Genomic DNA, 10,719 nt, shown 5'->3' with positions numbered 1-10,719 from the left:
GGCACCTCCGACGAGCGCGGCCGCAAGGTGATGGGCGACATCTATCGCCCGCTGTCGCTGAACCAGGCGCCGCTGATGTTCACGGAACGCCGCACCGCCGAGATGATCAAATACGCTGCCAACGCATTCCTCGCGACCAAGATCACCTTCATCAACGAGATCGCGGACCTTTCCGAAAAGGTCGGCGCCAACGTGCAGGAGGTCGCGCGCGGCATTGGCCTGGACAACCGCATCGGCACCAAGTTCCTGCACGCGGGTCCCGGCTTCGGCGGCTCGTGCTTTCCGAAGGACACCAAGGCGCTGATCAAGATCGCGCAGGACTACGACGTGTCCCTGCGCATCGTCGAATCCGTGCTGGCCGTCAACGAGAACCGCAAGCGCGCGATGGCGCGGAAAGTGAGCCAGGCGCTCGGCGGCTCGCTGCGCGGCAAGACCATCGCCGTGCTCGGTCTCACCTTCAAGCCCGACACCGACGACATGCGCGATGCGCCGTCGATCCCGCTGGTAACCGGCCTGATCGACATGGGCGCGAAGGTCAAGGCTTTCGATCCGGTCGGGATGGAGCAGGCGAAGAGCGAGCTGCCCAGCATCATTTATTGCGAGGACGCCTATTCCTGCGCGGAAGGCGCCGATGCGCTCGTCATCGTCACCGAATGGGTGCAGTTCCGCGCGCTGGATCTCGACCGGCTGAAGGCGACCATGGCGCAGCCCATCATCGTCGATCTCCGCAACATCTACCGCCCCGAAGAGATGGAAGCGGCCGGTTTTGTCTATGAGAGCGTCGGGCGGTCGTCTCACGCCTAGCACGCCGCGGAGAGCTGAGCTTTCGCGACCTTTCGCCCGCCTCGTCCCGAGGCGGGCGAAATAGACTCCGGTGCGATATGATCGGTCACACGAGGGCAGCCGCGCCCGGCCCGTCAGCCTCGCTGCCGCTATGGAGATTGTCATGACCGACGACACGCACACGATCCGCAGCGGCGGGCTGACCGCGACCATCAAGGCGCACGGCGCCGAAATGTGCTCGCTGAAGAGTGATGCCGGCGTCGAATTCGTCTGGCAGGCCGCACGGGCCTGGCCGCGCCACGCGCCGCTGTTGTTTCCGATCGTCGGGCGTCTTGCCAACGACGAATTACGGCATCGGGGCAAGACCTACCGGATGACCCAGCACGGCTTTGCGCGCGATAGCCGCTTCGCGTGGGCGGAGCGCGGCGAGAGCCGCTGTGTGCTGGTGCTCGAAGACAGCGAGACGACGCGCGCGCTCTATCCGTTCGCATTCAGGCTGATCGTGACCTACACACTCGACGCGGCCGGCCTCGACGTGGCGCTGAAGATCGTCAACACCGGCGCGGAGACATTGCCGGTGTCGCTCGGTGGCCATCCCGCTTTCAACTGGCCGCTTCAGGCTGGAGTGTCGAAGGAGAGCTACGCGCTGACGTTCACGAACGAGGAGCCGTCTCCTGTTCGCCGTGTCGAGGGCGGACTTCTGCTCGCGGCAACGGATCCGAGTCCCGTCCGAGGCACGGCGCTTCCTCTGTCGGAAGCCCTGTTCACCGTCGACGCCGTCATCTTCGATCGCATCAACAGCGATGCGGTCCGCTATGCGGCCGGGCAGGGCGCCGGGCCTTGGCTCAAAATGTCATGGCGCGGCTTTCGCGAACTCGGCGTCTGGTCAAAGCCATCAGGCGCGCCCTTTCTCTGCATCGAGCCATGGCGCGGCTATGCCAGTCCGGCCGGTTTTGACGGCGAGTTCAGCGACAAGCCCGGCCTGATGCATATCGCAGCCGGCGCGGAGGAGCGCTTGTCGTTCCGAATCGAGGTCGCCTCATCCTGAGAGCCTTACTCAAAAAGCGTAGGCGTTTTCAGGGTCTGGCCAAGCGGCGAGTTAGGAGCCTCAGATGGACGGCGAGCAACTAGGCTAGCTCGGTGGCGGCAGAGCCCTTGGAGAGGCGACGACATCTGTCGAACCATGCAAAGGTACGCTCGACGCCTCGCGGCCGAACCTAAGGAATGAGGCCCTCTGATCGTCGTCGAGCACGAGCTTGCGCGGGCTCCGACGTTCCTGGGTCGGCCAAGTCTGAAATTTGAAAACTTGAGATGCGTCAAATCGACAGGAGCCCCTCCCATCTAAATTTTCTTCATGTGGGCAAGAACCGTTGTGGGGTTTTCAATCCTTTGTATTGCTGTCCTGGACGATGTTTCGGCAAAGGCCGACGTCTTGGGCGGGTCCTGCGGCGCAAAGGAGCAGGCGCTACGCAATGCAGGATTTGGTCATGCTCCCAACGGTCTTCCGATTGGGACTGTAGGCTCGGGGCCGGGTTCGCCTGAAGAGCCTTGGTGCACCGTTAATTGTGCTCGACCTTCCCTATCATTTCGTCCCTTGCAACGTTCGCGCGGCCATAGAACATCCCGCCGCTGGCGCTAGCTTTTCCGCTGCGCCAGCCCTGAAGGAGTGGCGGACGGCTGGTCCCGAAGGGGATGGCAGTGTTGCAACTTGAGATTCATCAACTCGAAGGAGACCGCCCCACGTAAGGTGAAAACGGCGATCAGGGGACGACCTGTCTTGAAACGCGGCCCGTTGCCAACGCAGCAATAATGCATCTTCAAAGCCCAGATTCTGGCGCGCTGCCAATGTTAGGCACAATCATATTGGTTGCCACGTCGGCGATCTCTTTTGCCGCCGGATATGGTGTCAGAGAGGTGATCTCGAGACGCCGACGCGCAACTTACCTGAAGTATAAGCCGTATCTTCTACAACCCTCTTGCGAAGTGCCAACGTTTCTCCTTCGTGCGGCGGAAGAAAGACGAGTCACCTCTTCCGGGCGATCGCGGTCAAGGGGCTCCTAAGTCGATCAGAAAAATCTGCCCTGAAGGAAGTTGACCGCTCCCCTGAGGGGAGCGAGCCGGTAGCCCTGAGGTGGTGAGGTTAATATCACCAATCGATTGTCGGCCGCTCCCGTGACCGGCTATGTCCCTGCTCCGAGGCAGGGACGAAATGCTTGATAAGAGCCAAGGGCGAGCGTTCGCGGAAGGTGATCGTCGTCGAGCTGGCGATCTCGTCGTAGCGATCGTATTTGTTGGCGTAGCCGGGATTGCCACGATCGCGTGGATTGCCGCCATAGGGTGGGTCAGCCGGCACTTCATCGCCTGGCTGTTCTCCTGACCTACTCAGCTCAAAAAGCTGGCTGCACTTTAGATGCCGTAATGGGCCCTGCTCCGTGCAAGGGGGCATGATGGTGGCTGTCCCCGATAGATGATGAAACGGGGTCACGACTTGAGTCGGCCCCAAGCATCTGGAGACGGAGGACAGCCGTGGAGAACTATGCCGGAATTGACGTGTCATTGGAACTGTCGAGCGTATGCGTTGTGGATGCCCAAGGTAAAATCCTGAAGGAAGCGAAGGTCGCGAGCGAACCTGACGCCTTGGTTGAATTTTTCGAGACGCTTGGTTTTGCAGTGAAGCGGATCGGGCTGGAGGCTGGGCCGCTGTCGCAATGGCTGCATGCGGCGCTGAAAACAGCAGGATTCGAGACGGTCCTGCTGGAAACACGGCATGTGAAGGCAGCATTATCAGCGATGACGGTGAAGACTGATCGCAAGGATGCACGCGTGATTGCCCGGTTGATCCGGATGGGATGGTTCCGCGCGGTGCACGCAAAGTCGATAGGGGCTCAAGAGGTTCGAGCGCTGCTGGTTGCGCGCAAGCAGCTTCTTGGGCGACTTATCGATGTGGAATTGAGTATCCGCGGGATTTTGCGTGGCTCTGGGCTGAAGGTTGGCCCGGTGACGCGGGTGCTGGCAACGGTGCGTGACGATGCGGTCTGTCGCCGGCTAATGACAGTGCCAGGTGTTGGTCCCCTAGTGGCGATTACCTACAAATCGGCGATTGATGATCCTCATCGCATTGTAAAATCGAAGGCGGCAGGCGCGCTGTTCGGGCTCACGCCAAAGAAATACCAATCGGGAGAAAAGGACGTCACGGGCGGGATCACGCTGGCCGGCGACGAGATAGTGCGTACGGTGTTGTATGAGGCCGCCAACGTTCTGCTATCGCGCATCACGCGATTCTCAAAACTTAAGCGCTGGGGGATGGACGTCGCCAAGCGGCGAGGCTCGAAGCGCGCAAATGTCGCCTTGGCACGTAAGCTCGCAGTGATCCTGCATCGAATCTGGGTCGACGGCACAACTTACCGATGGACCGACGCGGGCCCGATCGCAGCATAGAACACGAGGAGAAGAGTTGGAATGCAACCGGGCTGAACTGAGCCTGGTGCCCGAAGTCCCGTCGCCGGGACGGTGGATCCGGTGAAGCCGTTACACGCCCAGTGGCCGTCTTCTGACGGACCACGCGTATCTAGATAGGCTCACCGCTCCCTCTGACAGCATGATGTGGCGGCCAGGCGTTGACCACGGACAGAAGCATGAGCTCGGCGGCGTGACATTCACTCGGGAGGCTTGACATCATCGGGCCCATTACAGAAGGGCGTGTACTCATCTGTGGACGCCCCGCCATCTGTGGACGCCCCGCCAAATGCAAGCGGTTTTTGAAGAAGATTGGCACATAGTCGGATGCTGCCATCTGTCCGGCCTCTGATGCAGCGATGGAGCTGCGGGCCCGTATGGGAGTTCGCGGACCGGAACCAAATCATAAATGCGTGCTCCAGGCACGATGAGTACATCTGGTTCTTCCGGCCCCGTCTCGCCGACTGTTGCGCCATATCCTCCTTCGACCGACTACACCTCTGACGACCTCTGGCCCGCCAAGATCACGCCTTGGCGGCAACTGGAGCTCTGTAGTTTTCGCACTTGACGAGTAGCGCCCAGACGATCCGCGCCATCTTGTTAGCGAGTGCGACGGTTACCAGCATCCGCGGTTTGCGAGCCAGCATCTGTTCGAGCCACGACCCCCTTTGGCGCACCGCGTTTGCTTGCCTGTTGCACGACCGCGCTGCGGCCGATGATGAGGAGGCGCCTGAGCGTGCGTTCGCCCATCTTGGATGTCGCACCGAGCTTCTGCTTGCCGCCTGTCGATCTTTGAAGAGGCGTGAGACCCAACCAAGCGGCGAAGTCACGGCCTTTGGCAAAGGTCTCGGCCGGCGGTGCTAGAGCGGCGATCGCGGTGGCGGAGATTGGGCCAATGCCGGGAACGGTCATTAGCCGGCGCGATACTACGTCCTCGCGAGCACGTCGCGCGATTTCCTGGTCGAGGTCCGCGACCTTGCCATTGAGGTCGGTCAGCAGGTCCAACATCAATAGGAACATGGCGTGGGCCGCTTTGGGGAGCGAGCTGGCCGTCTCTTCTTCCTCGATCAGGTCGGTAAGCATCGTCACGTGCGACGGCCCCTTAGGTGCGACCCATCCATATTCAGTGAGGTGTCCCCGGATCGCGTTGATGAGCTGCGTTCGCTGCCGCACTAACAGGTCACGGGTCCGAAACACCAGACCCGCCGCCTGTTGCTGTTCGCTCTTCACGGCCACGAACCGCATGCTCGGCCGCTGCGCTGCTTCGCAGATCGCCTCGGCATCGATCGCGTCATTCTTTTGCCGCTTCACAAACGGCTTTACGTAGGCAGGAGGGATCAGCCGAACTTCATGGCCAAGCTGGGTCAGCTGACGGGCCCAGTGATGCGCTCCGCCACATGCCTCCAGAGCTACCGTGCAACTCGGCTGGGCTGCGAAGAAATCCAGCAGCTTTCCTCGGCTGATCCGTTTGCCGAATATAGCTCGCCCTTTCCCGTCTGCTCCATGAGCGTGGAAAACATGCTTGGCGATATCCAGACCGATTATGATAACCTCTGACACGGACGCCTCCCTTAAGTGGTGCTCAACACCTCCACTTTGGCACATCGATGCCGTCGGGCGGGGCGTCCACCCCATCATAAATCGAGGACGCCGTTTGACGTCCGCTATGCCTCTGATAGCGGCGCGAAAGCGGACGTCGCAGGACTTCCGCGTTGGGCCATGTTCGGAAGTCGCGGTGCGCCCCCATCATCTCCACATCCGCGATCGGTATAAACCTGCTACTTCCTCAGGAACCCTTTGCCGTCAGAAGTGTTAGGCCAAGCTATACAATTTCAAATTGCTAAAAGTTGTTCGCGACGCAAAGCGCAACTGGAGCAACTCTTAAGTGAAAGGTCGGCGCGGCAAGGTATTCCAACCATTGCGCCTTGCGTCTGCCCCGACAGACAGGTGGGAGGCATAACATGCACCCTTTCTTGCAAAGGCTGCGCTGGCGATTGCGGGGCTGATCGTCGGGCTTGAGACCGTCAATGCGGGGCAGCTGGACATGCCGATGGAACCGCGGTTGGCAACCCCGCGTCACGTGCGGTTTGAGACGCCGACGCTGCCGCCGATGGGCTACACGATGTTTTGCCTGCGCTATGCCGACGAATGTCGCGCACGGCCGGTGTTTCGCGGAGGTCTGGTTCGCCTGACTGGGGAACGCTGGGCAATTCTCAAGCAGATCAATCAAACCGTCAACCGCAGCATTATTCCGGACGAGGCGGAACTGAGCTTGGGCGTCGAAGCCTGGCTGATCAATCCGGATCGTGGCGATTGCAATGATTACGCAGTGACCAAGCGCCACGAACTGCTCGATCGAGGCTGGCCTTCAGCCGCGCTTCTGCTGAGCGAGGTCGTGACGGGTTGGGGAAAGCATCACCTCATTCTCGTCGTGCGTACCCGAACCGTCGACCTTGTTCTCGACAACCTGACGCCGGTGATTAAGCCGTGGGCGAATGTGCCCTATCGCTGGGTTCGAATTCAGATGCCGAACCAGCTTCGGCTGTGGACCACGATCGCCGACCGTGGTGGGGAGTGAGTATCCGGACCGAGGCCTTACCGCAGGCAACTCTTGCTCTGCGTCTCTTCTTGGCAATTGCGGGCCTCAATTTGTCTTCCCGAGAGTCCGCCTTACTCCCTGTCGCCGCGTCGATACCATCCGTCTGGGGCAGTGAGACGGGGCACATGAGCGCGGCTCAGCCCCCTCAGACGAGTGAGCTGAACCGGGGCTGAAGGCTTCCCGGGCCTTTCTTCATTGCGCAGGGTTTCCCTCTTCAGGAGCGCGCCGATCCCTGATCACATTCGATATTTCCCTGTTGTGTCTTCGCCGTTCCGCTGCCGCGAAAGCCAGGATTTGCAGGCACTTTCAGTCTTTTTGCAACGGTCGCGGGCTGCTTACCAAGGCAATGTTCCTGCACAATTCCCTGTTATCAGGGAACTGACATCAAGTGCGGCTTTCGTGAGCTTGGCGTCTGGTCGAAACCATCAGGCGCACCATTCCTCTGCATCGAGCCATGGCGCGGCTATGCCAGCCGACCGGTTTCGACGGCGAGTTCAGCGACAAGCCGGGCCTGATGCATATCGCAGCCGGCGCGGGGGAGCGCTTGTCGTTCCGGATCGAGGTCGCATCGTCCTGGGATCGGTGGCCTTCAGACCTCGATCCGCGTGAGATCCTCGCCGAGCACGACGGGACCGGAATAGTCCTGCCGGACATCCGCGAACAGCGCGTTCAGCATGGAATCGTCGGTGCGCGGCCGGTGATGGGTCAGCGCGAGCTTCTTCACGCCGGCCTTGGCCGCGACCTTGCCGACCGTGTCGCCGCAGGCGATCGTGAATTTCGCAAGCCGGCGGAGGTGCTCGTTGTTGATCTCCGGCGTCGCGAGAAAGCAGCACTGCACCAGCAGGTCGGCTCCCTCCGCCAGTCGCTCCAGACCGGGGCAGGGGACCGTGTCGCCGGAAATCGCAATGACCTTGCCCTCCGCCTCGAAGCGGTAGCCGAGACACATCCAGCGCGCGAGGAAGGCCGGCGGCATGTCGAGGCCATCGCCATGCGAGACGAGCTCGGCGCTGATCTTCCAGCGCCCGGTGTCGAGAACGGGACCCGGCACGATGTCCGTTGCGACGACCGGTTTCCAGCCGCCGAAGGTCGGCTCGCCCCGGTCGCGCCAGGTGATGTCCTTGTCGTAGACCTGTGTGACCAGCGTGTTGACCAGCCGTTCGGTGTCCGGCGGCCCATAGATGCGCAGCTCGTCCCTGCGCCCGTGCATCCATGAGTTCAGCATCACATCGTAGAGGTCGCCGATGTGGTCGAAATGGTGATGGGTGAGAAAGACCGTGTTGATGGCGCCGAGCGGCACGCCGGCCTTGCTGAGCTGCACCATGACGCCGCGGCCTGCGTCGAACAGGATGTTCTCTTCGCCGAGCCTGATCAGGGTGGTCGTCGCCATGCGGCGCGGGTCCGGGCGCGGGCCGCCGGTGCCGAGCAGTATGACGTCCATGGCGCCCCCTCCAGCGTCCAGATCCTTGGGGACTTACAGTAGGTTTGAAGTCCGCGGCGGGGCAAGCCGCATCGGGTTCCGATGCGCGATCGGCGGTCCTGGGCCGGCTCCCGGCGCTCGCGCGAACCATGCCTGCGTGATGATGCGCGGGATGAGAATTGTGGGCCAATTCATACTTAATGCGTCGAGACTGTGACCAATATTGTTCAGGCAGCACAACACGCCTAGTATTCCAGCAGGCAATTCGGGGGCTCGAACCAGTTGTGAATGTACGTTCACATGACAGCGCATTGCGCAACGGCTTGAATTTTCAGGCCGGGCCGCAAGCACACAGGATATCCACCATCGTGGCTGATTCCGCACGTCAGGAGGCGCGTCCCGCAGGCCGCGAGCGGCTGATCGTCGTCGAAGACGATCCGGTGACGCGGACGATGCTGGTCGGCTACTTCAGCGACAACAATTTCGACGTGGTCGGCGCCGGCTCCTGCGCGGAGTGCCGCCAGGCGCTGCGCGGGCGCGCCGACCTCGTCTTCCTCGACGTGCAGTTGCCCGACGGTGACGGCTTCGAGCTCGCCAAGGAAATCCAGGCGACCAGCAACGCGGGCATCATCTTCGTGACCCGCCGCGACACCGACGTCGACCGCATCCTCGGCCTCGAGATCGCCGGCGACCACTACGTCACCAAGCCGATCAATCTGCGCGACCTGCTCGCGCGCGCCCGCAGCGTGCTGCGGCGGCGCTCGATCGACCGCAAGGCGGCGCGCAACCACAATTCGATCGCCTTCGGCGACTGGATCATCGACCTGACGCGGCGCGAGCTGCTCGGCAGCGACGGCAAGCCGGTGTCGCTGACGCGCGCCGAGTTCGACCTGCTGGCGGCGCTCGTCGGCGCCGACGGCAGGCCGCTCAGCCGCGACTATCTGATCGAGGTCGTCAGCAACCGCCAGGCCGAGGTCGACATCCGCACGGTCGATGCGCTGGTGGCGCGGCTGCGCCGCAAGCTCGTCGGCAGCGGCACGCCCGTGATCGCGACCGTCACTGGCGTCGGCTACAAGCTCGCGCTCAGCGAACGGCTCTAGCCTCCTCCGTCGAGTGATCTGATCGCCCTCGCGCCTATCGCGCGCGGGCGCTCTGGTCCGTTATTGTCCCTTGCGCAGCTCCGGCGAGCCGATCATCGACCGCGTAGAGCGTGCAGGTGGGCGACCATTTCATGCAAGCCGCGAGCGAATCGCGCTGGGCGTCGTCGGCCGTCGCGCGCCCCGAACGCCAGCCGTAACCGCCCTTGGGCGACACCGCAAAAGCCTTGTGCGGCACGGTGCTGGCGAGATAGCGCGCGAACTCGGCGCGCGCGGCCTCGTTGAGCTGGCTCGGCGGCGGCAGCGGATCGGGCGGGCTCAGGACGTCGTGGCCGAGCCCGCGCTCGCGCAGGAAGGCGTCCACATACGGCGTCCATTGCGGACGGCCGACCACGGAATAGAGATAATGGCCATCGTCGCCGTAAGGCGCCGCCGCGACGAATTTCACGTTGCCGCCATTGCCGCGAAAACCGTCATAGAGCCGGCGGGCGAGATCGGGCCCGAAGAACAGATCGTTGGTCGCGTAAACCCACAGCATCGGCACGCCGGATGTCTTGCCGAAGGTGGCGAAGGCCTGCACCAGGCCGCCCTCGTTGCAGACGTCGTCGCCGTCGCGCGAGCCGCGGCCGCCGGCAAAGCTGATCGCGGCGACGAGACCGGGCGGCGCCTGCGCCGTCAGCGCGACGGTGGCGAGCCCGCCGGCGGAATGGCCGGCCGCGATCATGCCCGATGTCGTGACGTCGGTCCTGCGCCCCATCGCATCGATCGCCGCGCGCAGGTCCGCGACCGCAATCGCCGCCGCCGGCATGTACGCGGCATTGGCGCAGCCGCCGACGCTGTCGACGCGTCCGCCCGGCGAGGTGCCGTAGCCGCGCCGCATCACGATCAGCGCGGCAAAGCCGCGCCGGGCGTATTCCAGCGCGATGCCGTAATATTTGTGCGCGGACATGGTGGCGCGGTCGTCGAAACTGCGCGGCGAGCCGTGGCTGAGCAGCGCGAGCGGATAGCGCTTCGTCCCCGCCGGGCGCACCAGGAACGCCTCCAGCCCCTGCGGCCCGGCTTCCGCCATCGGGATGCGCAGATCCTCGGTGTAGAACTCGGCGGCGCGCGCCGGCGCGCCGGCCACAACGAGGCTGGCGATCAGCAGGAGCAGCATTCGCGGGAGGATCATGGGACGATTCGAAAGGTGGCGATGGTGTGGAGCATAGCATGAACCCCGTAGCCCGGATGAGCGAAGCGACATCCGGGACAGGCGGTCCCGCATATCGCTTCGCTCATGCGAGCTACAGCATGGTCATTCCGGGTTGGCACCCAAGGAACGCCTTCCCCCTCGCGCGTGTTGTGCCCTTGGCGGGCGCCCGGCCGAT

At 62.9% G+C, this 10,719-nt stretch carries 8 protein-coding genes and 2 pseudogenes; 6 read left to right on the top strand and 4 right to left on the bottom strand.

The features are described from left to right. Together E4K65_RS34715 and E4K65_RS34710 are read left to right on the top strand one after the other, a co-directional pair. Nucleotides 1-804 (top strand): UDP-glucose dehydrogenase family protein (locus E4K65_RS34715; protein WP_135177962.1); only part of this gene is annotated, 804 nt, incomplete at its 5' end. A gap of 142 nt (nucleotides 805-946) precedes the next feature. Continuing rightward, nucleotides 947-1,831, top strand: a complete 885-nt coding sequence (locus tag E4K65_RS34710) for an aldose 1-epimerase family protein (protein ID WP_167771396.1) — start codon at nucleotides 947-949, stop codon at nucleotides 1,829-1,831. 1,098 nt (nucleotides 1,832-2,929) lie between these two features. Here E4K65_RS34710 and E4K65_RS34705 read toward each other — a convergent pair. Beyond that, nucleotides 2,930-3,136 (bottom strand): hypothetical protein, encoded by a 207-nt coding sequence (locus tag E4K65_RS34705; RefSeq protein ID WP_135177960.1) that lies wholly within the window; start codon nucleotides 3,134-3,136, stop codon nucleotides 2,930-2,932. A gap of 173 nt (nucleotides 3,137-3,309) precedes the next feature. On the opposite strand from E4K65_RS34705, the gene E4K65_RS34700 reads away from it, so the two are divergent. Next, nucleotides 3,310-4,221 (top strand): IS110 family transposase, encoded by a 912-nt coding sequence (locus E4K65_RS34700; protein WP_135177959.1) that lies wholly within the window; start codon nucleotides 3,310-3,312, stop codon nucleotides 4,219-4,221. Nucleotides 4,222-4,763: 542 nt separating this feature from the next. On the opposite strand, the pseudogene E4K65_RS34695 reads toward E4K65_RS34700, so the two are convergent. Beyond that, nucleotides 4,764-5,799, bottom strand: a pseudogene (locus E4K65_RS34695) (IS110 family RNA-guided transposase). A gap of 490 nt (nucleotides 5,800-6,289) precedes the next feature. On the opposite strand from E4K65_RS34695, the gene E4K65_RS34690 reads away from it, so the two are divergent. Both E4K65_RS34690 and E4K65_RS48940 read left to right on the top strand, forming a co-directional pair. Further along, on the top strand, nucleotides 6,290-6,817 hold the full coding sequence (locus E4K65_RS34690) for a transglutaminase-like cysteine peptidase (RefSeq protein ID WP_235885830.1): 528 nt from the start codon (nucleotides 6,290-6,292) through the stop codon (nucleotides 6,815-6,817). Between the two features lie 413 nt (nucleotides 6,818-7,230). Next, a pseudogene (locus E4K65_RS48940) lies at nucleotides 7,231-7,412 on the top strand (aldose 1-epimerase family protein); the annotation flags it as partial. Nucleotides 7,413-7,427: 15 nt separating this feature from the next. Here E4K65_RS48940 and E4K65_RS34680 read toward each other — a convergent pair. Then, a complete protein-coding gene (locus tag E4K65_RS34680; RefSeq protein WP_135177957.1) occupies nucleotides 7,428-8,276 on the bottom strand; it encodes an MBL fold metallo-hydrolase in 849 nt (282 codons plus the stop codon). A 263-nt stretch (nucleotides 8,277-8,539) separates the two neighbouring features. Here E4K65_RS34680 and E4K65_RS34675 point away from each other — a divergent pair, with 263 nt between their 5' ends. Continuing rightward, on the top strand, nucleotides 8,540-9,355 hold the full coding sequence (locus E4K65_RS34675) for a response regulator transcription factor (protein WP_135177956.1): 816 nt from the start codon (nucleotides 8,540-8,542) through the stop codon (nucleotides 9,353-9,355). A 34-nt stretch (nucleotides 9,356-9,389) separates the two neighbouring features. Here the strand turns inward: E4K65_RS34675 and E4K65_RS34670 are convergent, their stop codons facing one another. Beyond that, entirely contained in the window at nucleotides 9,390-10,523 is a 1,134-nt protein-coding gene (locus E4K65_RS34670) for an alpha/beta hydrolase family protein (RefSeq protein ID WP_135177955.1), read from the bottom strand. Between the last annotated feature and the right edge of the window lie 196 nt (nucleotides 10,524-10,719).

Source organism: Bradyrhizobium niftali (assembly GCF_004571025.1).
GTDB lineage: Bacteria > Pseudomonadota > Alphaproteobacteria > Rhizobiales > Xanthobacteraceae > Bradyrhizobium > Bradyrhizobium niftali.
This window is presented reverse-complemented; position numbering and strand designations above follow the sequence as displayed.

Excerpts from the sequence above, each read along its gene's own strand:
- E4K65_RS34710 (WP_167771396.1), top strand. The coding sequence starts at position 947 with ATGACCGACGACACGCACACGATCCGCAGCGGCGGGCTGACCGCGACC.
- E4K65_RS34690 (WP_235885830.1), top strand. The coding sequence starts at position 6,290 with ATGGAACCGCGGTTGGCAACCCCGCGTCACGTGCGGTTTGAGACGCCG.
- E4K65_RS34680 (WP_135177957.1), bottom strand. The coding sequence starts at position 8,276 with ATGGACGTCATACTGCTCGGCACCGGCGGCCCGCGCCCGGACCCGCGC.
- E4K65_RS34670 (WP_135177955.1), bottom strand. The coding sequence starts at position 10,523 with ATGATCCTCCCGCGAATGCTGCTCCTGCTGATCGCCAGCCTCGTTGTG.